General features: G+C 70.2%; 23 protein-coding genes and 3 tRNA genes. 17 read left to right on the top strand and 9 right to left on the bottom strand.

Annotated features, from left to right (window positions below; translation table 11 throughout):
* Positions 1–51: 51 nt before the first annotated feature.
* Positions 52–1,113, bottom strand: coding sequence for a M48 family metallopeptidase (locus TR33_RS20540; protein ID WP_014908890.1), 1,062 nt, complete (start codon positions 1,111–1,113; stop codon positions 52–54).
* 232 nt (positions 1,114–1,345) lie between these two features.
* Here TR33_RS20540 and nadD point away from each other — a divergent pair, with 232 nt between their 5' ends.
* The 4 genes from nadD to TR33_RS20560 all read left to right on the top strand — a co-directional run bounded on the left by nadD (position 1,346) and on the right by TR33_RS20560 (position 3,291).
* Positions 1,346–1,999, top strand: coding sequence for a nicotinate-nucleotide adenylyltransferase (gene nadD, locus TR33_RS20545; protein WP_017533793.1), 654 nt, complete (start codon positions 1,346–1,348; stop codon positions 1,997–1,999).
* A 76-nt stretch (positions 2,000–2,075) separates the two neighbouring features.
* Complete coding sequence (gene rsfS / locus TR33_RS20550; protein ID WP_026124861.1) at positions 2,076–2,474, top strand: ribosome silencing factor; 399 nt, start codon at positions 2,076–2,078, stop codon at positions 2,472–2,474.
* A gap of 42 nt (positions 2,475–2,516) precedes the next feature.
* Positions 2,517–3,140 carry a histidine phosphatase family protein gene (locus TR33_RS20555; RefSeq protein WP_014913107.1) on the top strand — a complete coding sequence of 208 codons (624 nt, stop codon included), beginning with the start codon at positions 2,517–2,519 and terminating at the stop codon, positions 3,138–3,140.
* A gap of 78 nt (positions 3,141–3,218) precedes the next feature.
* A tRNA-Ala gene (locus tag TR33_RS20560) sits at positions 3,219–3,291 on the top strand.
* 67 nt (positions 3,292–3,358) lie between these two features.
* On the opposite strand, the gene TR33_RS20565 is transcribed toward TR33_RS20560, so the two are convergent.
* Positions 3,359–3,709, bottom strand: a complete 351-nt coding sequence (locus TR33_RS20565) for a GNAT family N-acetyltransferase (protein WP_369386058.1) — start codon at positions 3,707–3,709, stop codon at positions 3,359–3,361.
* 183 nt (positions 3,710–3,892) lie between these two features.
* Between TR33_RS20565 and TR33_RS20570 the strand changes: the two genes are divergently transcribed.
* Both TR33_RS20570 and TR33_RS20575 read left to right on the top strand, forming a co-directional pair.
* Entirely contained in the window at positions 3,893–4,363 is a 471-nt protein-coding gene (locus tag TR33_RS20570) for an anthrone oxygenase family protein (RefSeq protein WP_042284822.1), read from the top strand.
* Positions 4,364–4,392: 29 nt separating this feature from the next.
* Entirely contained in the window at positions 4,393–4,779 is a 387-nt protein-coding gene (locus TR33_RS20575; protein ID WP_017533797.1) for a LysR substrate-binding domain-containing protein, read from the top strand.
* Positions 4,780–4,803: 24 nt separating this feature from the next.
* Here TR33_RS20575 and TR33_RS20580 read toward each other — a convergent pair whose 3' ends face one another.
* On the bottom strand, positions 4,804–5,982 hold the full coding sequence (locus tag TR33_RS20580) for an epoxide hydrolase family protein (protein WP_017533798.1): 1,179 nt from the start codon (positions 5,980–5,982) through the stop codon (positions 4,804–4,806).
* Between the two features lie 144 nt (positions 5,983–6,126).
* Between TR33_RS20580 and TR33_RS20585 the strand changes: the two genes are divergently transcribed.
* Entirely contained in the window at positions 6,127–7,095 is a 969-nt protein-coding gene (locus TR33_RS20585; RefSeq protein ID WP_199806167.1) for a dimethylarginine dimethylaminohydrolase family protein, read from the top strand.
* On the opposite strand, the gene TR33_RS20590 is transcribed toward TR33_RS20585, so the two are convergent.
* Both TR33_RS20590 and TR33_RS20595 read right to left on the bottom strand, forming a co-directional pair.
* The gene (locus TR33_RS20590; RefSeq protein WP_042284823.1) at positions 7,081–8,724 is read right to left on the bottom strand and encodes a glycoside hydrolase family 13 protein; all 1,644 of its coding nucleotides are present in this window, start codon (positions 8,722–8,724) and stop codon (positions 7,081–7,083) included. The two genes, TR33_RS20585 and TR33_RS20590, sit on opposite strands and share 15 nt — an antisense overlap.
* Positions 8,725–8,764: 40 nt before the next feature.
* Positions 8,765–9,784: a LacI family DNA-binding transcriptional regulator gene (locus tag TR33_RS20595; protein WP_026124862.1), complete on the bottom strand. Its 1,020-nt coding sequence runs from the start codon at positions 9,782–9,784 to the stop codon at positions 8,765–8,767.
* A 223-nt stretch (positions 9,785–10,007) separates the two neighbouring features.
* Here TR33_RS20595 and TR33_RS20600 point away from each other — a divergent pair, with 223 nt between their 5' ends.
* From TR33_RS20600 to TR33_RS20610, 3 genes are all read left to right on the top strand, one after another.
* Positions 10,008–11,312 (top strand): ABC transporter substrate-binding protein, encoded by a 1,305-nt coding sequence (locus tag TR33_RS20600; protein WP_026124863.1) that lies wholly within the window; start codon positions 10,008–10,010, stop codon positions 11,310–11,312.
* A gap of 84 nt (positions 11,313–11,396) precedes the next feature.
* Positions 11,397–12,245 carry a carbohydrate ABC transporter permease gene (locus TR33_RS20605; RefSeq protein WP_014911081.1) on the top strand — a complete coding sequence of 283 codons (849 nt, stop codon included), beginning with the start codon at positions 11,397–11,399 and terminating at the stop codon, positions 12,243–12,245.
* The gene (locus TR33_RS20610) at positions 12,242–13,144 is read left to right on the top strand and encodes a carbohydrate ABC transporter permease (RefSeq protein WP_017533802.1); all 903 of its coding nucleotides are present in this window, start codon (positions 12,242–12,244) and stop codon (positions 13,142–13,144) included. The genes TR33_RS20605 and TR33_RS20610 overlap by 4 nt, the downstream gene beginning before the upstream one ends.
* Before the next feature lie 51 nt (positions 13,145–13,195).
* On the opposite strand, the gene TR33_RS20615 is transcribed toward TR33_RS20610, so the two are convergent.
* The gene (locus tag TR33_RS20615) at positions 13,196–14,362 is read right to left on the bottom strand and encodes an alpha-hydroxy-acid oxidizing protein (RefSeq protein ID WP_042284825.1); all 1,167 of its coding nucleotides are present in this window, start codon (positions 14,360–14,362) and stop codon (positions 13,196–13,198) included.
* 159 nt (positions 14,363–14,521) lie between these two features.
* On the bottom strand, positions 14,522–16,294 hold the full coding sequence (locus TR33_RS20620; protein WP_042284827.1) for an ABC transporter ATP-binding protein: 1,773 nt from the start codon (positions 16,292–16,294) through the stop codon (positions 14,522–14,524).
* 144 nt (positions 16,295–16,438) lie between these two features.
* Here TR33_RS20620 and TR33_RS20625 point away from each other — a divergent pair, with 144 nt between their 5' ends.
* Positions 16,439–17,026 carry a TetR/AcrR family transcriptional regulator gene (locus TR33_RS20625; RefSeq protein WP_041561655.1) on the top strand — a complete coding sequence of 196 codons (588 nt, stop codon included), beginning with the start codon at positions 16,439–16,441 and terminating at the stop codon, positions 17,024–17,026.
* Positions 17,027–17,092: 66 nt separating this feature from the next.
* Here TR33_RS20625 and TR33_RS20630 read toward each other — a convergent pair whose 3' ends face one another.
* Positions 17,093–17,386: a GroES family chaperonin gene (locus tag TR33_RS20630; protein ID WP_017583449.1), complete on the bottom strand. Its 294-nt coding sequence runs from the start codon at positions 17,384–17,386 to the stop codon at positions 17,093–17,095.
* A 181-nt stretch (positions 17,387–17,567) separates the two neighbouring features.
* On the opposite strand from TR33_RS20630, the gene TR33_RS20635 reads away from it, so the two are divergent.
* Both TR33_RS20635 and TR33_RS20640 read left to right on the top strand, forming a co-directional pair.
* Positions 17,568–17,640, top strand: a tRNA-Ala gene (locus tag TR33_RS20635).
* A 104-nt stretch (positions 17,641–17,744) separates the two neighbouring features.
* Complete coding sequence (locus TR33_RS20640) at positions 17,745–18,188, top strand: NUDIX domain-containing protein (RefSeq protein WP_042284829.1); 444 nt, start codon at positions 17,745–17,747, stop codon at positions 18,186–18,188.
* A 39-nt stretch (positions 18,189–18,227) separates the two neighbouring features.
* Here the strand turns inward: TR33_RS20640 and TR33_RS20645 are convergent, their stop codons facing one another.
* Positions 18,228–18,443 (bottom strand): hypothetical protein, encoded by a 216-nt coding sequence (locus TR33_RS20645; RefSeq protein ID WP_017533807.1) that lies wholly within the window; start codon positions 18,441–18,443, stop codon positions 18,228–18,230.
* 169 nt (positions 18,444–18,612) lie between these two features.
* On the opposite strand from TR33_RS20645, the gene TR33_RS20650 reads away from it, so the two are divergent.
* From TR33_RS20650 to TR33_RS20665, 4 genes are all read left to right on the top strand, one after another.
* Positions 18,613–18,685: transfer RNA gene (locus tag TR33_RS20650), tRNA-Ala, on the top strand.
* A gap of 196 nt (positions 18,686–18,881) precedes the next feature.
* The gene (locus TR33_RS20655) at positions 18,882–19,232 is read left to right on the top strand and encodes an ArsR/SmtB family transcription factor (protein WP_017533808.1); all 351 of its coding nucleotides are present in this window, start codon (positions 18,882–18,884) and stop codon (positions 19,230–19,232) included.
* On the top strand, positions 19,225–19,698 hold the full coding sequence (locus TR33_RS20660; RefSeq protein ID WP_042284831.1) for an SRPBCC family protein: 474 nt from the start codon (positions 19,225–19,227) through the stop codon (positions 19,696–19,698). Before TR33_RS20655 ends, TR33_RS20660 begins: the two co-directional genes overlap by 8 nt.
* 97 nt (positions 19,699–19,795) lie before the next feature.
* Positions 19,796–21,907, top strand: coding sequence for an ATP-dependent DNA helicase (locus tag TR33_RS20665; protein WP_042284970.1), 2,112 nt, complete (start codon positions 19,796–19,798; stop codon positions 21,905–21,907).
* Positions 21,908–21,979 lie beyond the last annotated feature (72 nt).

Raw genomic sequence — 21,979 nt, forward strand, 5'->3', positions numbered from 1 at the left:
CCCCCGGACCGTCCCGCCCCGATCGATGCCCGGTGGCCCTCGGGGTCGCCGTCAGTTGCTCTCCCCGCCGCCCTGGGTCGAGCCGTTCTGGCCGCCGCCGTTGCGCCAGCGGTCGGCCACCGAGTCGAAGAGTCGGCCGCCCGCGCGCCCGGCGCCGTCGGCCACCCCGCGCAGGGTGGTGACCAGCGGGTCGCTGGTGCGGTTCCACTCCTCCCGGTAGGAACGGGCCGCGTGACCGGCCTCCTCGGTGACCTTGGTGTCGCGGTCGGAGGAACGGCGCGGGTAGTCGCCGTCGATGATCCTCTGGTAGTCGCCCTTCTCGACCCAGCGGTGCAGCTCCGCCACGCGGACCACCGCGAACGGGTGGCTGGCGGGCAGGGTGGTCATCAGCTTGAGGACGCTGTCGACGGCGTCGCCGCCGCCCTCGTACTCGCGCGCCTGCTCCATGAACGCGTCGGGGTTCATCTGGGACAGGTTGGAGCCGCCGGCGAGCTTCATCAGGGCCCGCTTGGCCGCGTCCGGGTTCTGGCAGGTGAGCAGACCGGCCCGGTCGCTGGAGAGCTCGGACTTGCGCTGCCATTCCCGCAGCCCGGACAGGATCGCCTGGATGGCGATGGCGCCGAGCGGGATCCACATGATCTTGGTGGACAGCCACACCAGCAGGAGCAGGAGGGTGCGGTAGAGGGAGTGACCGCTGAGGACGTGGCCGACCTCGTGGCCGATGACGAACCGCTTCTCCTCGGCGTCGAAGAGGTCGAACAGCCCGGTCGTCATGACGATGAACGGCTTCTTGCGCCCGATCGCCATGGCGTTGGGCTGGGGGTCCATCTTGACGTAGAGCTCGGGCACCTCGTCGAGGTCCAGGACGTAGGCGGCGTCCCTGAGGTAGTCGTGCAGCTCCGGGAACTGGGTGGGGCTTACCCGCACGGCGCTGGAGAGGAACATGAGGCGTAGGGTGCGCTCGTTGATCCGACCGAAAAGGGACTTGACGAGGGTGTCGAAGCCCGTGAGGGACCGCAGAGCGACCAGCGCGCCACGGTCGGCGGGGTGCTCGTAGGCACGCGGCGAGATCTCTGAGAGCCGGACACGGACGCGATCTGGTGAGTTGGCCATATCGGCATGCTATGCGTCACGATGCGGCTTGGCCACGGTTTACGCCCAACGAGATATGACGCGTTCGTGTGTGCTCGCTCGGAGACCGGGGAAGGAAGCCGGCGGACTCCTTGTTCGAGCGGTTGCGGGAGGCTTCGCGAAAAGTCCACCTCCTCGGGTGTTCCGCGTCGGCTAATCTCGGTTGGCCGAAACCGGAAACCACGGCAGCGACCACGGCGAAACGGAGCGCACAGTGACGGACCAGGCCACGGGTGCCCACCCCGAGGGGGGTTCCCTCGCGCGTCGGGGCGGCTCCGCTCCGACCAAGGTCGGCATCATGGGCGGCACCTTCGACCCCATCCACCACGGGCACCTCGTGGCTGCGAGTGAGGTCGCCCACCTCTTCGGGCTCGACGAGGTGGTCTTCGTGCCCACGGGCCAGCCCTGGCAGAAGGACCTGGACAAGGTCACGCCCTCCGAGGACCGTTACCTCATGACGGTCATCGCGACGGCGGAGAACCCCCAGTTCAGGGTCGACCGGGCCGAGATCGACCGTTCGGGGCCCACCTACACCCTGGACACCCTCCGACAGATGAGGGCCTCCTACGGTCCCGACGTGGAGCTGTACTTCATCACCGGGGCGGACGCGCTCGGCGCCATCCTCAGTTGGCACAACGTCGACGAACTCTTCGAGCTCGCGCATTTCGTAGGCTGTAACCGGCCCGGACACCATCTCAGCGACCCTGGCCTGCCCAAGGGCAAGGTCTCCCTGGTGGAGGTCCCCGCGCTCGCCATCTCCTCCACAGAGTGTCGCGAACGCGTTCGCAAGGGCGAACCCATCTGGTACCTGGTACCCGACGGCATCGTCCGATACATCAACAAGACCGGGCTCTACCTGGAGTCCTGAGCCGCGGACCGCGGACCCGACGGGTTCACGGATCGCCGCCGGTCGACACCCGATCAAGTAAGGCAGCAAGCACAACGTGACAGCCACCGACAGGGCAGTGGAACTCGTCCAGGTCGCCGCAGAGGCCGCCGCCGACAAACTCGCGCAGGAGGTCATCGCCTACGACGTCAGCGAACAGCTCGTCATCACCGATGCCTTCGTCCTGTGCTCGGCGCCCAACGACCGCCAGGTCCGCGCCATCGTCGACGAGGTCGAGGATCAGCTGCGCATCAAGGCGGGCGCCAAGCCGCTCCGCCGCGAGGGAGAGCGCGACGGGCGCTGGGTCCTGCTGGACTACAGCGAGATCGTCGTGCACGTCCAGCACGAGGAGGAGCGCGGGGTCTACGGCCTCGAGCGCCTCTGGAAGGACTGCCCCGAGATCGACCTTCCCGAGAAGTCCCGGGGCGCCGAGCGCACCCCTCTGGACGAGCAGTAGGAGATCGCGGCCCTGGGCCGCCGGAGGAGAAGGACACACCACGTGAGCGACGCCCCTCGTGTGCTGTTCTGGCGGCACGGACGCACCACCTGGAACGTCGAGAAACGCTTCCAGGGACAGACCGACATCGACCTCGACCCGGTCGGCCACGCGCAGGCCGAACGGGCCGGTCGGCTGTTGGCCACCCTCGGCCCCGACGTCATCGTCGCGTCCGATCTCAAGCGCGCCGCCGACACCGCCGGGTACCTCTCGCGTGCCTCGGGGCTCGCGGTGGAGTACGACAAGGGTCTGCGCGAGCGGTTCGGCGGCTCCTGGGAGGGGCTCACCGCCGACGAGCTCTCCCGGCGTTGGCCGGTCGAGCACGCCCGTATGGACATCCCGGACGGAGAGAACATCTCCGAGGTCGGCGACCGGATGACGGCCGCCGTCGAACGCGGTATCGCCAAGACCCCGGCCGGCGGTCTGCTGGTCATCGTGAGCCACGGCGCCGCGGTCAGGGTCGGGATCTCCCGCATGCTGGGCATCCCCGACGAGCGCCGTGAGCTCCTCGGCCCGCTCAGCAACTGCTGCTGGTCGGTCCTACAGCGTCGCGGTCCGGAATGGCGACTCATGGAGCACAACGCGGCCAGCCTGCCGGAGCCGGTCGTCCTCAGCGACGACGCCTGATCGTCGTTTCGACGAACGGGCCGATATCCGCTAAGGTTCAGGGAGTCGGAAGGGCACGGGCCCGGAAGACTCCCACAAGGGGCTATGGCGCAGTTGGTAGCGCGCCTCCATGGCATGGAGGAGGTCTGGGGTTCGAATCCCCATAGCTCCACTTATATAAGGCATCGAGAACCCCGTCTCACGCTCACGCGAGGCGGGGTTCTTCGCGTTCTCCGGGGTCACCCGTCCGACGGGACCGAGGCGGTGTCGATCCACAGACGCAGTTGACCGTCGGGGTTCCTCCTGTCGTGGACGCCGCCGTTCTTCTCGATGACCCGCAGGGAAGGCCCGTTGTCCTCCTCGACGGTGAGAAGGAGTCGGTCGATGCCGAGGCCGCGGGCGATCACCGTCGCCTGACGGAGCATCTCCGTCGCGTGGCCCCGCCGGTGCCACGGTCGGACGACGTGGTAGCCGATGTGACCGCCCAGGTCGTCCTCGGGCGGTTCATGGCGCACGACCAGGGAACCGATGTAGTGCTCGTCCGAGGTGAACCAGAAGACCTCGGACGGGACGCCCCAGCGTTCTCGCACACCGACACGGTCCGCGACGAAACCGTCGAAGTCCCGTGCGGCGTCGGCGAGCCAGTCCGCGTCTTCGGCTCGGGCGTCGTCGTGGAGGAGTATGTTCGAGCGCCCGAGGAAGCGGCGTGACGAACACCGACCCATCCCGGCCGGGGCACGGCGGGGGGACCCCATGAGAGCGAAGGGCTTCGCATGAACCCGGTATCCATCACGGCACTGATCGCGGCGGTCCTGTGCAACGGCCTACTGGCGGGCACCTTCTTCGCCTTCGCCTGCTCGGTCGTCCCCGGGCTGCGACGGGTCGACGACGCCACGTACGTGACCACGTTCCGCGCGATCGATCGGGCCGTCCTCAACGGCCTGTTCATGAGCGTGTTCCTGGGGGCGCCCGTACTCGCCATCATCGTGGCCGTACTCCGGCCCGAGGGCACGTCGCCCCCGTGGCTCGTCGCCGGAGCGGTCTGCTCCGTCGCGACGTTCGTGATCACCGCGGCGGTCAACGTCCCCCTGAACCGGGATCTCGAAGCCGCGCGGAGTGACACCGCGGCGGACCTCGCCGAGGCACGGCTAGGGTTCGAGAGGCGTTGGAACACCGCCCATCTCGTTCGCACCCTGACCTCGGTGGGCGCCGCCGTCTCCCTGGCGATCGCGATCGTCCTCTGACCCCGCCTCCTGCCCGAAGGGGCCCGCCGATGGAGACGCTCGCCATGTCCGCCTCCCACCCCCTCGCGGCGGCCCGGACGGTGTCCTTGGAGGATCTCGCCGAGGTACCGGTGATGGGAGGCGCGCGACCGGAGTACTGGCGGGAGGGACTGGTCCCGAGCCGTACTCCGAGCGGCAGACCCGTTCCCCTCGGGCCGACGGTCACGACCTCGGAGGAGATGATCCCGATCCTGGCCACGGGCGAGGCGGTCTCGCCCATGCACGCGCACGCCGCCGAATACCTCCCGCTGCCCGCGCTGGTGTACCGACCGATCGTCGACGCGCCGCCGGCGCGATGGGCCCTGGTGTGGCGCACGGCGACCGAGAACGAGCGGATCCGCGCGTTCGCCGAGGCGGTCCGGGCCACCGCTCCCTGAGCCCCGTCCGACCGCGCACGGGGATCAGCGCAGGGCGCGGAAGAAGGCGCGGACGTCGTCGACGAGTACCTCCGGCTCCTCCAACGACAGGAAGTGGCCGCCCCGGCCCGCCTCGGTCCAGCGCACGATGTCGTGATCGCGTTCGGCCCAGGGGCGCACCGTCACGTCGTGGGCCGAGAGCAGTACCCCGGTCGGCACCCCGGCCGGGGTCTCCCACGAGTCGTCCGAGCCCTCGTCGGCGCTCCAGTCGTTCGCGCTCATCTCCTCGTAGTAGATCTGCGCCGACGAACCGGCGGTGGCGGTCAGCCAGTACAGGGAGACGGTGGTGAGGATCCGGTCGCGGTCGATGCTCTCCTCCGGAAGGGCCTCCTCGGGCATGGAGAGCTCCTTGAACTTCTCCACCATCCAGGCGAGCTGTCCCACGGGCGAATCGGTCAGCCCGTACGCCACCGTCCAGGGACGCAGGGAGTTGCACCTCAGGTAGGCGTCGTTGAAGTCGCGCATCGCCTCCCAACGGCGCAGGTCGGCCCCTTCCAGACCCTCGGTGTCCTCGTCCCCGTAAGGGAAGGCGAGCAGGGCGTTGAGGTGCGCCCCGATCACCCGATCGGGCGCCCGACGCCCCACCTCCGGCGCCACGAGGGAACCGGTGTCGTAGCCCTGGACCCCGTAGCGGTCGTACCCCAGCCGGTCCATCAGCTCCACGAACACCCCGGCCATGCGGGCGACGTCCATGCCGGGGCCGGCCAGGGGGACGGAGAGGCCGAACCCCGGCAGGGAGGGGATCACCAGGTGGAACGCGTCGCCGGGGTCACCACCGTGCGAGCGCGGGTCGGACAGCGGCCCGATCACGTCCAGGAAGTCGGCGAACGTCCCCGGCCAGCCGTGCAGTAGGAGCAGCGGCACGGCGTCGGGCTCGGGCGAATGGACGTGGAGGAAGTGCACGGTCTGACCGTCCACCTCGGTGACGAACTGGGGGTGGGCGTTGATCTCCGCCTCGTGGACGCGCCAGTCGTAGCCGGTGCGCCAGTGCTCGACGAGCTCCTTCAGATAGGAGACCGGCACCCCGCGCTCCCAGCCCGCCCCGGGCGCCCCGGCCGGCCAACGGGTGGCGGCCAGACGTGCGTTCAGATCGGTCAGTTCCCCCTGGGGGATGTCGATGCGGAAAGGGTGGATCCCACGCGGATCCCGCTGTGCGTCGTTCATGGGAGCACGCTAGGAGGCGTGGAGGTCGGAGACGGTCCTCCACTCGCCCGCGGTCTGGAACAGGTGGGGTCCTCCCCGGACGGGGCCGTGTCATGAGAGACCTCGCCCATGGCAGGGGGGTAGTTTCCGGTGAAGGAGGCCGACGTGGACGAGATTCGGGTGGAGAACGAGTTCGCCCCACTGAGAACCGTGGTCCTCGCCCGGAGCGAGGTGATGATCCCCGAGTCCGCGGCCGACTCGCCCGACGCCCGTTTCCTCGCCGACGACTGGGCGGACGACCCGGTCGGCCGGGACATGCGGGACGGGGCACCGGAACGCCAGGCCGCCTGGGAACGGGAGCGGGAACGGTTCCGCGAGGTTCTGGAGCGTCGTGGCGTCCGGGTGCTGAGACCGCGGGCGCTCACCCGCCCGGAGAAGACGGCGGCGGGTTCCGACGGCTACGCGAACTTCTTCGCCCGTGATCCGTTCTTCGTCGTGGGCGACCGGGTGATCGAGGCCTCGATGCGGTTCCGGCACCGCCGGACGGAGGCGCTCCCCATGCGCGATCTCCTCATGGAGCACGTCTATCCGGCGGACTGCGGATACGTCGCCGTGCCCGCGCCGGAGATCCCAGAGCCCGACGACCCCTCCCTCGGGCGTGGGCCCTTCCTCGAAGGAGGGGACGTGCTCGTGCTCGGCGACCACGTCTTCGTGGGGTACTCCGGGCTCGCCTCGAACCTCCTGGGAGCGCGGTGGCTCGCCAAGTACCTCGAACCGCCGGGGTACACGGTGGAGCCGGTCCGTCTGCACGAACGGATCCTCCACCTGGACTGCGCCCTCGGCCTGGTCCGCGAGGGGCTGATGGTGGTGTGCGAGGAGGCCCTGCTCGACGGGGTGCCGCGGGTCCTGCGGGAATGGGAGCGGATCCCGGTCGACCTGGACCGCGCCACAGCCCTGGCGGTCAACGGTCTGCCGATCGACCCGCGGACCTACGTCACCGACCCCCGGTTCGAGGACGTCGGGGAGCGGATCCGGGCCCGCGGGGTCGAGGTCGAGTACGTGGACTTCTCCATCACCCGGTCGTTGGGCGGGTCCTTCCGGTGCAGTACCCAGCCGCTCCTACGGCGTTCCTGAACCGGAGGCGGGGCGGTCGGTGGGGCGCATCCACACCGTGCTGTTCCCGGGGAGCTCACCGTCCGGCTCGGCGCTGGACAGCAGCACCTCGCCCCGGGGCAGCCGTACCGGGGCCTCCCCGGTGTTGACCACGATCAGCACGTCGGAGCGGTGGAACGCCAGTACCTGGCCCCGGTTCAGCCCCTCGTCCCAGACCAGCGTCTCGTCCGAGGAGAAACCGCGACGCAGCCGCAGCGCGTTCCGGTACAGCCACAGGGTCGAACCCGGATCCTCGTCCTGGGCCAGGACCGAGTACTCGCCCCACCAGGAGGGCTGGGGCAGCCAGGAGCCGGCCGGGCCGAAACCGAAGGAGTCGCCCCCTCGCGTCCAGGGGAGGGGGACCCGACAGCCGTCCCGCCCCTTGTCGGTGTGTTCGCCGCCCCGCCACCGGGGGTCCTCCAACGCCTCGACGGGCAGGTCGGCCACCTCCGGGAGCCCCAGCTCCTGGCCCTGGTAGACGTAGGCCGATCCGGGCAGGGCCAGGGTGAGCAGGGCCAGGGCGCGCGCCCTGGCCCGCCCCAGGTCCCGGTCGGGTTCGGGGTCGCGCCCGTCGGAGAGCAGCCACCGGCGCAGGTCGGTCCCCGAGGGCAGCCCCAGCCGGGAGGGCACGCGCACCACGTCGTGGTTCTCGGTCACCCAGGTCGGGACGGTGCCCACCCGTTCGGCGTCGGTCAGTGAGGAGGCGATGACCTCCCGGTAGGCGGAGGCGTCCCAGGGGGTCAGGAGGAACTCGAAGTTGAACGCCTGGTCGAGTTCGTCCGGGCGGGTGTAGAGCACCCGGCGCTCGCCCGGAAGCCACACCTCGGCGACGGTGGCGCGCGGCGGATCGTAGGCGGACAGCACCCGGTTCCAGTCCCGGTAGACCTCGTGCACCTCGGGGCGGTCCAGGAAGGGGTGGTCGGGGTTGGCGGCGATGTCCTCGAAACGGCCGCCCTCCACGAGCACCAGGTCGCGCAGCGGGTCGAGGTCCTTGACCAGGGCGTAGGCCACATCGATCCGGAAACCGTCCACCCCCCGGTCGCTCCAGAAGCGCAGGATGTCGCGGAACTCCTCGCGCACCCGCTCGTGACCCCAGTTCAGGTCGGGTTGTTCCGGGGCGAACATGTGCAGGTACCACTGCCCGTCGGGGACCCGTGTCCAGGCCGGACCGCCGAAGGTGGAGCGCCAGTTGGTGGGCGGTTCCGATCCGTCGGGGCCCCGGCCGTCCCGGAAGACGTACAGGTCCCGCTCGGGGGCGTCGGGGGAGGCCAGGGCGGCCCGGAACCAGGCGTGCTCCTCGGAGGTGTGGTTGGGCACGATGTCGATCATCACGCGCAGGTCCCTCATGTGCACGGAGGCGACCAGCGCGTCGAAGTCGGCGAGGGTGCCCAGGGACGGGTCGACCCCGCGGAAGTCGGAGACGTCGTAGCCGCCGTCGGCCCAGGGCGAGGGGTAGAAGGGCGAGAGCCAGATCCCGTCCGCGCCCAGGGCGGCGATGTGGTCCAACCGTTCGGTGATCCCCCTCAGGTCGCCGACGCCGTCCCCGTCGGAGTCGGCGAGGCTGCGGGGGTAGACCTGGTAGAGCACGGCGTCGCGCCACCACTGTCGCATGGGGGGCTCCTCGGTTCGTCTCGTGTGTTTCTGCGTGCGGTCAGGACAGACCGCGGGTGCTCCTGGGCGCGGCGGTCGACCGGCGCAGGAGTAGCTGGGTGGGCGTGCACACGTGGGTGCCGGTCGACGCGGGCTCGCGCAGCGCCTCCAAGGCCAGCCGTCCGGCCTCCGCGCCGATGCGCCGGGGCTCCTGGTCGACGGTGGTCAGGTCGAGGACGGCGGCGGCCTCGTGGTTGTCGAACCCGACGAGCGAGATCGCCTCCGGTACCGGCACCCCGGCCCGGCGCAGGGAGCGCAGGGCTCCGAGCGCGATCTCGTCGGTCTCGGCCAGGACCGCGGTGGGCGGGTCGGCCGCCGAGAGGAGTTCCCCCATCCCGTGCTCGCCTCCCCGGTGGCCGGCCGACTTGGCCACGTGCCAGGGGGTGTGTCCGGACTCGATCATCGCCTCGGTGTATCCGGACAGCCGTTCCACCACACTCTCCTTGCCCCCGTGCTCACCGTGCGTACCGATGTAGGCGATGCGGCTGTGCCCGAGGTTGAGCAGGTGGCGGGTGGCGCCCAGGGTCCCGGCGCGGTTGTCGACGTGGACGCAGGAGCGTCCGGGGACCCGTTGCCCGGTGAAGACCAAGGGGACCCCGATCCGGTCCATCCTGCGGTATTCGTCCTCGGTGAGGTCCATGGACAGGGTGATGACGGCGTCCGCGTTGCGTCGGGGAGGCAGGTCGCGCAGCCAGGTGTCGCGGGCCTCCTGGGAGCCGAGTCGGTAGACGAGCAGGTCCAGGCCGGCCTCGGAGAGGACGTCGCCCAGACCGGACAGGACCGTGCCGAAGTACCAGGGGCCCAACCGGGGCAGGACCGCGGCCACGCGTCCGGTGCGGCCGGTGACCAGCCCCGAGGCGTTGCGGGAGACCACGTAGGACAGTTCCTCGGCGGCGGCCCTGACGCGTTCGCGCACGTGAGGGGCGACCCCCGGGGCGTCACGAAGGACCCGGGAGACCGTGGACAGGGACACTCCGGTGCGCCGGGCGACGTCGCGCATGCTCGGCGGGCGCTGAGACATGGGTTCACGTTAGAAGCGAGTGCCAGAGGTTGGCAACGTTTTCGGGGTTTCGGACCGGGCCTATCACCCCCGCTCAAGTGCCCCAGTGACTGGTGTTGTCCCTTTATGTTGACTACATCACAGTCATAATGGCATCGTTTTCGGTCAATTGGAGGGGATCGGGTCCCGACACCTCGAAACCTCACGCGCGCCCTCTCCCCCGTACGGGCGCGAAAGGAGAGCCATGTCAGTTTTTCCACACCGGAGGCGTCTGCTGCGCGCGAGCGGCGCGGCCCTGGCCGCCTTGGCCCTGACCCTGACCGCCGCCTGCGGTGAGCCCCCGGGCCAGGAGCCCGAGGGTGAGGGCGAGAGCGCCGGACTCGCGGACGACCCCCAGTTCGTCTGGGCGGTCACCGGAGCCGACCGACAGATCCACGAGGACGTCGCCCGCCTGTGGAACGAGAACAACCCGGACCGGCAGGTCGAGGTCTTCTTCCTGGCGCCCACGGCCGACGAGCAGCGCCAGGCCATGTTCCAGGACCTCCAGAGCCAGGCCGGCGAGTTCGACGTCCTGGGCCTCGACGTCATCTGGACCGGCGAGTTCGCCGAGTTCGGCTACATCGAGAGCCTGGAGGACATGCGCGGCGAGATCGAGGGCGTCAGCCTCCCCGGCGCCATCGACAGCTCCCAGTGGCAGCAGGAGCTCTACGCCCTCCCGTACTCCTCCAACGGCGCCTTCCTCTACTACCGCACCGACCTGATCGACGAGCCCCCCACGACCTGGGAGGAGCTCTACGAGACCGGCATGGAGGCCGCCGAGGAGGAGGGCATCGCCCCCTTCGTCGGCCAGGGCGACCAGTACGAGGGCTTCGTCGTCAGCTACCTGGAGATGTTCTGGTCCGCGGGCGGCGAACTCTTCGACGAGGGCCAGGAGACCTCCACCTTCCTGGAGGGCGACGCCGCGACCACGGCCCTGGACTTCATGATCGAGAGCCGTGAGAACGGTTTCTACGCCGAGGGCTACGACTCGATGGTCGAGGACGACGCCCGCGCCCTCTTCCAGGCGGGCGAGGCCGTCTACATGCGCAACTGGCCCTACGCCATCCCGCTCCTGGAGGGGGAGGACGGCGAGGAGAGCGCGGTCGCCGGCGAATTCGCCGTCGCCCCGCTGCCCACCTTCACCGGTGAGGGGACCACGAGCGCCCTGGGCGGTCTCAACAACGCGGTCAGCAGCCTCAGCGACAACAAGGAGCTCGCGAGCGAGTTCGTCCTGTGGGCCGCCACCGCCCCCGAGGCCCAGGCGATCCTGGCCGACCACAGTCTGCCCCCGACCATGCTCAGCACCTACGAGGACGCCGACGACCCCGACTTCGAGATGCTCGGCGACATCCTCGCCGAGGCCCAGGCCCGCCCGCCGGTGCCCGGCTACAACTCGCTGTCCCTGGCCGTCCAGGACAGCCTGCACCCGGCCTTCCTCGGACAGCAGGACGCCGCGACCGCCCTCCAGGCCGTCGACGACGCCGCGAACGACGCGCTCGCGCAGGACTAGGCCTCGATGAGCAGTAACCCCGCTCCTGCGCCCGGCGCCGTCGGGTCCGTACGCAGGCGAGCCCAGGGTCTGGGAGAACGGGCGATGGGGCGGATCTTCCTCGCCCCGTCGCTCGGCTTCATGGCCCTGCTCGCGCTCTTCCCGGTGTTCTACGCCGTCGGGTTGAGCCTCTACAACATCCGCGGCTTCAGCCGGGACCTCGTCGGCGTCGCCAACTACGTCGACGTCCTGACCGACCCCGGTTTCTGGAACGCCGCCAAGAACACGCTGATCTTCACCGTGGCGTCGGTGTCCCTGGAGTTCGTCGTCGGGATGGCGTTCGCGCTCATCATGCACCAGGCCTTCGTCGGCCGCGGGTTGACCCGGGCGGTCATCCTCGTGCCATGGGTGATCCCGACCGCCGTCGCCGCCCAGGTGTGGCGGTACATGTTCGACCACAACCCCGGGTTCGTGAACTGGGTCCTGGGCGCGGACATCAACTGGCTCCGCGACCCGGCCTGGTCCATGGTCGGCATCATCAGCGCCGACGTCTGGAAGACCGCGCCGTTCGTGGCGCTCCTGCTCCTGGCCGGACTCCAGACCATCCCCCGGGACTACTACGAGGCGGCCAAGGTGGACGGCGCCGGGGCGCTCCAGCGCTTCTGGTCGATCACCCTGCCGCTGCTGCGCCCGGCGATCGTGGTGGCGTTGTTGTTCCGCACCGTGGACGCGCTGCGGATGTTCGACTTCGCCTACGTGTTCTCCGGCTACTCGAACTCGTTGGCCACCCTGTCGGTGTACGCGCAGCGGTTCCTGGTCGCGGAACCGCGACTGGGCTACGCCAACGCGCTGTCCACGGTCACGTTCGTCATCGTCATGCTCGTCGGCCTGGCCTTCATCAGCCGGATGGGCCGGCACATGGTCGGCGACGTGGGTCGGAAGGAGAGGCGATGAGCGCCGAACAGACCCGGAAACCCGTTCGGACGGCCTCCAGGCCACGACGTGACGTGCCTCCGGCCGTGACCAACGCCCTCAAGCTGCTGGGCCTGCTCGTCGTCCTGCTCTGGTGCCTCTTCCCGTTCCTGTGGATGGCGATGACCAGCCTGCGCACCGGCTCGGCGGCGCTGACGGACCCGAACATCTTCCAAGGGCCGTTCTCCTTCGGGAACTACGAGGAGGTCCTCGGGCAGGGCTTCCACTTCGCGTTGCGCAACTCGCTGATCGTGGCGGCCGCGACCACGCTGATCTGCATCCCCGTGGCCTCGCTGGCCGGGTACGCGCTGGCGCGGCTCCCCTTGGCGGGCAAGTTCGCGTTGCTCGCGGCGACCCTGGTGGCGACGCTGTTCCCGCCGGTGGCCCTGGTCAACCCGCTGTACCAGATGTACATGCGGCTCAACGAGTGGACCGGGATCAACCTGCTCAACTCCTACACGGGCATGGTCGTGCCGTACGTGGCGCTGACCCTGCCGCTGTCCATCTTCATCCTCGCGACCTTCTTCTCCGGTATCCCCAAGGAGATCGAGGAATCGGCGAAGGTCGACGGTGCCACGCCCTTCCAGGCCTTCCTGAAGGTGGTGGCGCCGTTGGCGGCGCCGGGTGTGGGCGCGGCGTCGATCCTGACCTTCGTGTACGCGACCAACGAGTTCCTGCTGGCCTTCTCGTTCGCTCCGCGCGATCTGAACGTGCAGACCGTTCCGGTCTTCGTGGGCACCTTCGAACGGGTCGGCTACGAGAACCCGATCGGCCAGATCATGGCCGCCTCGGTACTGGTCTCCCTCCCGCTGATCGTCTTCGCCTTGATCCTTCAACGCAGGATCGTGGCGGGGCTGACCTCGGGAGCGGTCAAGGGCTGACCCGACGACCGGTGTCCCGGGCCCCGCACGAGGCCCGGGACACCGTCGTCCTCAGGGGCGCCGACGGACGTCGTCGGCGCTCAGGTCGGCGACGTCACGCCCCATCAGCTCGGCGGTGATCTGTACCTCGGCCAGGATCGACCGCAGTACGTGCTCGACCCCGGCCGCGCCGTCCACGGCCAGCCCGTACACCCAGGGGCGGCCCACCAGGACGGCCTTGGCGCCCAGGGCCATCGCCACCACCACGTCCGCACCCGACCGGACACCGGAGTCGAACAGGACCTCGGCCCGGTCGCCCACGGCCTCGACGACCTCGGGCAGCGCGTCCAGCGCGGCCACCGCCGCGTCCACCTGCCGACCGCCGTGGTTGCTCACCACGATCCCGTCGATCCCCGCGTCGACCAGCTCCTCGGCCTCGTCCGCGCGTACGACCCCCTTGACCAGGACGGGCAGGTCCGTCCACTCGCGGATCCGGGCGATGTTGTCGGTGCTCAACGCCCGGTTGGAGAAGGACCCGAGGAAGTGCAGGACCGCCTCGGTCAACACCCCTCCCGGTTCCGGCTCCTCCTTCAGACGGGACCTGAAGACCGGATCGCCGTAGTAGTTCGCCGTGCCCTGACCGCGCAGGAACGGCAGATGCCCCTGGGAGAGGTCGCGGGGACGCCAACCCAGCCGCGAGGTGTCGGTGGTGACCACGATCGCCCGCGCACCCGCGGCGGTGGCCCGACGCACGAACGACTCGGCCAGCTCGTCGTCCCCCGGCCAATAGAGCTGGTACCACCAGGAGTCGGCGACCTCGGCGACCTCCTCCATCGAGGTGGAGGCGGCCGTGGACAGCACCACCGGGACACCCAGGGCGTTCGCGCCCCGGGCCAGGGCCCGTTCGCTTTCGGGGTGCACCTGCTCCAGCACCCCGACCGGGGCGGTCAGCAGGGGAGAGGGGTACCGTTCGCCGAACAGGGTGACGCCCGTGTCCCCGGCGTTTTCGGCGCCGGGCCGCAGCCCTCGGGGCCTCAACGCGTAACGGGAGAAGGCCTCGACGTTGGCGTCCGCCGTACGTTCGCGCCCGGCGCTCCCCTCCACGTAGCCGAACGGTCCGGGGTCCAGGATCTCGCGGGCCCGGTCCCGCAGCTCGTCGTGATCGTAGGGCAGGTGCGGCAGCACACCGTTGGTCGCGTCGGCGTAGACACCGTCCTGGTATCGGGCGTAGTCGCTCATGAATCCCTTCCGTGCGCCGAGGCGCCGGGGTCCCGTGCGCCGGGGGAGCGCACGGTCGGACAGGTCGCCGCGGGGCCGGGGCGAGCGCCCCGGCGGCCGCGGCGAGCGGGCCGTTCGCGCCCTACGACCCGCTCTGCGGTGGATGGTACTGCCGGGAGCTCAGAGGGGGGAGACCCCTGTGACGACCTCTTCCCGTCCCCGCTCGTCGTTCCCTCCGATGTGCAGGGCCGCGACGAGCTCCCGGTACAGGGAGTCCCGTTCCAGGAGTTCCTCGTGCGTGCCCTGGGCACGGATCCGGCCCTCCTCCATCAGCAGGATGCGGTCGGCGTGGATGACCGTCGACAGGCGGTGCGCGATGGTGATCACCGAGCCGCGGTCGGCCTGACGGCGCACGCTCTCGGTGATGGCGGCCTCGGTGATCGCGTCCACCTGGGAGGTGGCCTCGTCCAACAGCAGCACGTCCGGGGAACCGAGCAGGGCGCGGGCCAGGGCGATGCGCTGACGCTGCCCGCCGGAGAGCGAGGTGGAGTCCAAGGGCGAGTCCAGCCCCTCGTCCAAGGCCTCGATCTTCTCGGTCAGCCGGACCTCGTCGAGGACGCGGCGCACCTCGTCCTCGCCCGCCTCGGGACGGGTGAACAGCAGGTTGTCGCGGATGGTGCCGGGCACCACCGGTGTGTCCTGCTCGACGTAGGAGAAACGTCCCCGGACCCGACCGGGGGACAGCTCCCGGTAAGGGGTGCCGTCCAGCAGCAGCTCGCCGTGTTCGGGCTCCAGGAAACGCAGGAGAAGGGAGAGCACCGTGGTCTTGCCGGCTCCGGAGGGGCCCACGATGGCGGTGTGACCTCGCCTGGGGACGGTCAGGTCGACCCGGTCCAGCGCGGCGGCGGCCCCGGGGGCGTAGCGGGCGGTGACCCCGCGCAGCTCCAACAGCGGGCCGGTGCGATCGCCGGTGGGGCGAGGGTCCGGCCCGGTGGCGGGCCCGTCGAGGGGCTCCGCGTCCGGTTCGAGCGGGATGGCCTCCACCTCGCGGATGCGCTTGGCGGCGGCGATGCCGGACTGGAGCGTGGTCACGCTCTGGGAGAGCTCCATGACCGGGTTCATCAGGGAGAACGCGTACAGCAGGAAGGCCACCAGGGTGGAGACACCGATCTCGCCCGAGGAGACGCGCAGGGCGCCGACGGCGAGGATGGCGATGATGGCGAGCTGGACACCGCCGAAGGCGAGCGTCCAGGCCACGGCCTGCCGGCGCACCGCGCGGACGCCGTGCTCGGCGGCCTCCTCGGCGTGTTCGAGGATGTGGGAGCCCAGACGTTCCTCGGCGCGGCTCACCTTGACGGTGCGGATCGCCCGCAGGGAGCCTTCGAGGATTCCGCCCATCAGACCGAGGGAGGCCTGGGCCTTCTCCTGACTCTTGGCGATGGCCGGCATCAGGGTGAGGAACAGGATCGTCACGATGACCACGGCGGTCACGGTGACCCCGAGCAGGACCAGGTCCAGCACGCCCATCATGATCAGGGTCCCGATGAGCAGGACCCCGCCGTTGATCAGGCTGATGACGCTGCTGGAGGCGGCCTCGCGCAGCAGGACGGTGTCGGAGGTGGCCCGGGTGACGAGCTCCCCGGAGGAACGGCGGCTCAGGGGGAGCAGCGCGGCCCGGAAGTAGCGGCGCACGAGGGAGGCGCGCGCGTCCAGGACGACCTTCTCCGCGACGGTGCCCAGCACGATCCAGTGCCACATGCCGAAGACGAGGCCGCTGACGAACAGGCAGAGCAGGATCGCGATCGGCATGGCCAGGGAACCCGCGTCGGACACGGTGTCCAGGACCAGCTTGATCACCATCGGGTTGGCCAGTTCCAAGGCGGACCCGAGCAGGGCCAGGACCAGTCCGAGCAGGAGCTTGGAGCGGTGCGGGCGCACGAAGGACCAGAGCACGCGCAGTTGCGCGAATCGGGGCTCGGGGGACGCGGGCGCGATGGGAGGTCTTTCGTCGGTCGGGGAATGATCAGTCATGATCTGAATTAGGTCATGTGTGACCCATTATTGTCAAGAAGATACCCATCACTCTAGGATGAGGGCATGGTGAAGAGCTCTCCCTCAGAAGACGAGACGAGGACCCGAGCACGCACCCGACGCGCGATTTTGGACGCGGCGGTCGAGGTGCTGGCGAAGAATCGGTCGGCGCCCCTCTCTCAGGTGGCGGCCGAGGCGGGGGTGGCGCGCAGTACCCTCCAGCGCTACTTCGCCGAACGCGCCGATCTCGTCGCCGCGCTGGGCGACTACGCCGAGGAGCTCATCAACGAGGCCACCGAACGCGCCCGGGTCGACGAGGGCACCGCCCTGGAGGCCTTCTCCCGCTTGGCCTCCGAGTACTTCGCCCTGCGCAAGGTCGCCCTGCTCGCCTTCGAGGGGGAGAGCGAGAACAGCGCTCAGGAGGAACAGGACTGCGGCCCAGGCGACCTCGCCCTCTACGAACTCGTCGAACGCGGCCACGAGGACGGCAGCATCGATCCCCGGATCACCCCGCTGTGGGCCCAGCAGCTCCTGTGGTCCATGCTCTACTCGGGCTGGACGTACTCGTCCATCGCCAGGGTGCCGGTCTTCGAGTCGCACAACATGTGCGTGATGTCGCTGGTCAAGGCACTCGCCCGGGAACGGCGCGACTGACCGCGGACACGACGGAGCCGGAGGTCGCCATCGCGGCCCCCGGCTCTCGAACGTCGACGCCCGGCCCTACAGGTACAGGCCGGTGCCCCGCTCCGGGGCCTCGTTCGCGATCGCGTGCACGTCCCGCTCCCGCAGGATGACGTACCGTTCGCCGTTCAACTCGACCTCACCCTGCTCCTCGGGGTCGAAGAGCACACGGTCTCCGGTCTTCACGTGCCGGGCGCCGGTCCCCGCGCCGCGGACCTCGCCCCACGCGAGCCGGGTCGCCAACTTCACCGTGTCCGGGATGACCAGACCGGCGCTGCTGCGCCGCTCACTCTTGTCCGGGACCGCCTTCACCAACAGGCGATCGTGGAGCATCTGGATTTCAAGCTTGGATTCGGGCACACCCCCAGGATATTCACCTTCGCGCCGGGTCGCCTCCGCTCCCGGGAGCCCCCGCGCAACCCCCGGGACCCCCGGCGTTCGACTCTGGTTCGACCGGCTCTTGAAATCCGGTAGAGTACTGCCATGCCGAACGGGGAAACCGTCCGGCAGACCAGGGGCTATGGCGCAGTTGGTAGCGCGCCTCCATGGCATGGAGGAGGTCTGGGGTTCGAATCCCCATAGCTCCACTGGATCGACGATCTTCGGACCCCGTCCCGCGAAATCGCGGGACGGGGTCCTTTCGTCGTTCCGGCCCTCTGGGGAGCGGAGAGGGCGTGAGTAGAATCCGCTCATGGTCGACGCCCACGACGTACCCGATCCCGAACCCGGCCGGACCACCGAACGCGTTCCCGCGGCCGGCACCGTCGTCACCGACGGCCTGGGACGGCTGCTGCTCGTCCTGCGGGGGACGGAACCGGAGAAGGGCCGCTGGTCCGTGCCCGGGGGCTCGGTCGAGCCGGGGGAGACCTTCGCGAGGGCGGCCGCCCGGGAGACGCTGGAGGAGACCGGGCTCGTCGTCGAGATCGGGCGTGAACTGTGGACCGTGGAGATCCCGGCCGGTGACGGCCGGGTGTACGAGGTGCGCGACTTCGCGGCCACCGTCATCGCCGGCGTTCCGCGGGCCGGGGACGACGCGGAGGACGTGCGCTGGTTCGCCCCGGACGAACTCGACGAGGTGCCGTTGGCCCGCGGTCTGCGCGACCACTTGGCGCGCGCCGGGGTCATCCCCGCCTGACGGGGCGCCCGGGCCCTCCGGCCCACGCGGCGCACACGTTCAGGCCCCGTTCTCCTCCTTCGCCTGCGAGAGACGGGCGACCAAGGCCAGGAATTCGGGATCGGACGAGGTGAGACGGTCCACCTCGGTGCCGTCGTCGCAGGTCTCCAGGGAGACGGTCACCCGGGTCGCGGTCCGTTCCAGGACCCGCCACGGCGCTCCGTGCTCGTCCCAACGTCGTAGTGCTCGTATCTGAGGGTTCTCGGACGTCGTCACACCGACCTCCTCGTGTCGGACCTTCAGAATACGTTCCGTTCCGGCCGGGCCTCCAGCCCCGTCGTTCCACCGAGGAGCGGGGGAACGGCGGCCGGGGCGGGAGGGGCGTGGGCGGGAACACGTCGAACCCACCCCGCGATATCCGCTAGAATCATGATCACGGCTTCAAGGGGCTATGGCGCAGTTGGTAGCGCGCCTCCATGGCATGGAGGAGGTCTGGGGTTCGAATCCCCATAGCTCCACGTAACAGACGGTACGAGAACCCCGCTCCCGGGTAACGGGAGCGGGGTTCTCGCGTTTCCGGGTCCGGGCGAGGGAACGCCAGGGCGGAGGGGCGCCCCCGGTTCGCCCGATCGGAGAACGCGGGTTCGTCCCTTGACCGGGGAGGCTTCGAAGCGCATAATCAACTTAGTGGTTGATCAACTGAAAGGTTGAATAGTGGCGGACGACCCGCTCAGTCTCACCTTCGCCGCGCTGGCGGACCCGACCCGTCGGGAGATCCTCGCCCGGTTGGCCCGAGGCGAGGCGACCGTCAACGAACTGGCGGAACCGTTCCCCATGAGCCTCCAGGCGATCTCCAAACACCTGAAGGTCCTCGAAAGGGCGGGGCTCATCGTGCGCGGCAGGAACGCCCAATGGCGCCCCTGCCGCCTGGAACCGGCCCCCCTGGAGGAGGTCGATCGTTGGATCGACCGCTACCGGGAACGATGGGAGGACAGGTTCGCCCGCCTGGACGAGGAACTGAACAGGATCCAGAGCAGCGACAAGGGAGAGAAGAGCCATGAGTGACCTCGAGGTCATCGCGGAACCGGGACGCCAGGACATCGTCATGACCCGCACCTTCGACGCCCCGCGCGACGTCGTCTACCGGGCCATGAGCGACCCCGAACTGCTGACCCGTTGGTGGGGGCTGGACTCCACCACCACGGTCATCGACCGGCTGGACCTTCGGCCCGGCGGCTCCTGGAGGTTCGTGGAGAAGGACCGCGACGGACAGGAGTACGCCTTCCACGGCGTCGTCCACGACGCGCGGGAACCGGAGGGCTTCACCCAGACCTTCGAGTTCGAGGGGATGCCCGGCCACGTGCTCCTGGAACGGCACACCCTGGAGGAGGCGGAGGGCCGCACCCTCTACACCTCGCTCGCGGTGTTCCAGAGCGTGGAGGACCGGGACGGGATGGTCGCCTCCGGCATGGAGGACGGGGCGCGACAGTCCATGGACCGTCTGGAGGAGCTCCTGCGCACCCAGGGCTGAACCCCGACCACCGACCTCCCCGCCCTCGACCCGACGGCGGGGAGGTCGGCCTGTGGACGACGCCGAACCTGTCCCCGGATCCGGGTACTGTCGACGGGTGGCAGATCTCCCCGACGTCCCCACCCTCCTCGACGCGGCCGTCGAGGCCCTGGGCGGCAGCAGCCGAGAGGGACAGCAGACCATGGCCGACGCCGTCGCCGCGGCGGTCGAACGGCGCGAACACCTGGTGGTCCAGGCCGGCACCGGAACCGGTAAGTCCCTGGCCTATCTGGTGCCCGCGATCAGACGCGCGATGGCCTCCAAGACCACCGTCGTGATCTCCACGGCCACCATCGCGCTCCAGAACCAGCTCATCGACCGGGACCTTCCACGCCTGGCCGCCGCGCTGGCCCCGCTCCTGCCCCGCGAACCCACGTTCGCGGTGCTCAAGGGCCGACGCAACTACCTGTGCCGCAACCGGCTCCAGGCCGGAACGGACGAGGAGGCCGAGGGCGCCGAACTCTTCGACCCCCGCCAGCTCTCCTCCCTGGGACGCCAGGTCGCGCGGCTGCACGAATGGGCCGAGGACACCCTCACCGGCGACCGCGACGAACTCGTCCCCGGCGTCGGCGACCTCGCCTGGCGCCAGGTCTCGGTGGGCGGCAACGAGTGCATGGGCGCCCGGGTGTGCTCCTTCGGCCAGGAGTGCTTCGCCGAGTTCGCCCGCGAGGCCGCCGCCGGGGTCGACGTGGTGGTCACCAACCACGCCATGCTCTCCATCGACATGTCGCAGGGCCACCACCTGCTGCCCGAACACGACACGATCATGATCGACGAGGCCCACGAACTGGTCGACCGGGCCACCTCGGTGGCCACCGGCTCCCTGAGCGAGCGCGCCGTGACCACCGCCGCCAAACGGGCCGCGCGACTGGTCGAACCGGGCATCTCCGAACGTCTCACCGAGTGCGCCGACGGCCTGGCCCTGATGTTCACCGAGGTGCCCGAAGGACGCCTCGACCACATCGACGAGGGCCTGGCCGGAGCGGTCGCCGCCGTCCGCGACGCCGCCGCGGCGTGCGTCACGGCGATCGGCCCCAACCCGGGCGAACTCGACCCCGACACGGCCTCCGATCGCAAACTCGCCCTGGCCGCCCTGGAAGAGGTCCGCGAGGCCGCCGTCCGGATCCTGGAGTCGTACGAGCCGCCACTGCGCGACCGCACCGAGGTCGTCTGGCTGACCAAGGCGCTCTCCCGCGCGCCCGCGCTCAACGTCGCCCCGCTCGGGGTCGGCGGACTGCTCCGGGAGAAACTCTTCGGCGACCGCACCGTCGTTCTGACCTCCGCGACCCTCACCCTGGGCGGCGACTTCACCGCCCTGGCCCGCCAATGGGGGCTGGGCCGCGAGGCCGCGCGCGAGGAGGCCGACCGGGCCGCCGGCCGCCCCCTGGAACCGGTCGGGGTCCCCGCCCCCACGAAGGACGGCGACGACGGCGACGACGGGAACGACGGCCCGCACCGGGCGGAGGGAGAACCCCGCTGGCGCGGACTGGACGTCGGCTCGCCCTTCGACCACGCCCGCAGCGGCATCCTCTACGTCGCACGCCACCTGCCCAAACCCGGCCGGGACGGGCTGTCCGAGGACTACCTGGACGAGATCGCCGGGCTGATCGAGGCCTCCGACGGACGCGCCCTGGGACTGTTCTCCTCGATGCGCGCCGCCCAACAGGCCGCCGAGGAGCTGCGCGAGCGTCTGGACCAGCCGATCCTGTGCCAGGGAGAGGACTCCACCGGCCAACTGGTGCGGCGGTTCACCGAGGACGAGCGCTCCTGCCTGTTCGGCACCCTCTCGCTGTGGCAGGGCGTCGACGTGCCGGGCCCCTCGTTGCAGCTGGTCATCGTCGACCGGATCCCCTTCCCACGCCCGGACGACCCACTGGCCTCGGCCCGTCAGCGCGCGGTGTCCGCGCACGGGGGCAACGGCTTCCTGGCGGTCTCGGCCACCCACGCCGCCCTGCTGCTGGCCCAGGGCACCGGACGACTGCTGCGCTCCACCGACGACCGCGGGGTGATCGCCGTCCTGGACCCGCGGCTGGCCACGGCGGGGTACGGGGGTTTCCTCCGCTCCTCGCTCCCGCCCTATTGGGGAACGGCCGATCCGGAGGTGGCCCGTTCGGCCCTGCGACGTCTGGCCGAGAAGGCGAGAGCCGAAGAGGGCGAGAGTGTGGCCTGAGGGGACGCGGAACGAGGCTGGGCGGCTCGGCCCGGCCTCGACCACCGGCGTCCCGTCCCGAACGGCGTCCGG

This window comes from Nocardiopsis alba (assembly GCF_000710955.1).
Lineage (GTDB): Bacteria > Actinomycetota > Actinomycetes > Streptosporangiales > Streptosporangiaceae > Nocardiopsis > Nocardiopsis alba.

What these genes read in the sequence shown, in the direction of transcription:
- TR33_RS20630 (WP_017583449.1), bottom strand. Translation starts at nt 17,386, where the DNA reads ATGCTCCACGATCGCCTGTTGGTGAAGGCGGTCCCGGACAAGAGTGAG.
- TR33_RS20660 (WP_042284831.1), top strand. Translation starts at nt 19,225, where the DNA reads ATGAGTGACCTCGAGGTCATCGCGGAACCGGGACGCCAGGACATCGTC.
- TR33_RS20600 (WP_026124863.1), top strand. Translation starts at nt 10,008, where the DNA reads ATGTCAGTTTTTCCACACCGGAGGCGTCTGCTGCGCGCGAGCGGCGCG.
- TR33_RS20580 (WP_017533798.1), bottom strand. Translation starts at nt 5,982, where the DNA reads ATGAACGACGCACAGCGGGATCCGCGTGGGATCCACCCTTTCCGCATC.
- TR33_RS20605 (WP_014911081.1), top strand. Translation starts at nt 11,397, where the DNA reads ATGGGGCGGATCTTCCTCGCCCCGTCGCTCGGCTTCATGGCCCTGCTC.
- TR33_RS20615 (WP_042284825.1), bottom strand. Translation starts at nt 14,362, where the DNA reads ATGAGCGACTACGCCCGATACCAGGACGGTGTCTACGCCGACGCGACC.
- TR33_RS20590 (WP_042284823.1), bottom strand. Translation starts at nt 8,724, where the DNA reads ATGCGACAGTGGTGGCGCGACGCCGTGCTCTACCAGGTCTACCCCCGC.
- TR33_RS20610 (WP_017533802.1), top strand. Translation starts at nt 12,242, where the DNA reads ATGAGCGCCGAACAGACCCGGAAACCCGTTCGGACGGCCTCCAGGCCA.
- TR33_RS20570 (WP_042284822.1), top strand. Translation starts at nt 3,893, where the DNA reads ATGAACCCGGTATCCATCACGGCACTGATCGCGGCGGTCCTGTGCAAC.
- TR33_RS20640 (WP_042284829.1), top strand. Translation starts at nt 17,745, where the DNA reads ATGGTCGACGCCCACGACGTACCCGATCCCGAACCCGGCCGGACCACC.
- TR33_RS20540 (WP_014908890.1), bottom strand. Translation starts at nt 1,113, where the DNA reads ATGGCCAACTCACCAGATCGCGTCCGTGTCCGGCTCTCAGAGATCTCG.
- TR33_RS20595 (WP_026124862.1), bottom strand. Translation starts at nt 9,784, where the DNA reads ATGTCTCAGCGCCCGCCGAGCATGCGCGACGTCGCCCGGCGCACCGGA.
- TR33_RS20625 (WP_041561655.1), top strand. Translation starts at nt 16,439, where the DNA reads ATGGTGAAGAGCTCTCCCTCAGAAGACGAGACGAGGACCCGAGCACGC.
- TR33_RS20575 (WP_017533797.1), top strand. Translation starts at nt 4,393, where the DNA reads ATGGAGACGCTCGCCATGTCCGCCTCCCACCCCCTCGCGGCGGCCCGG.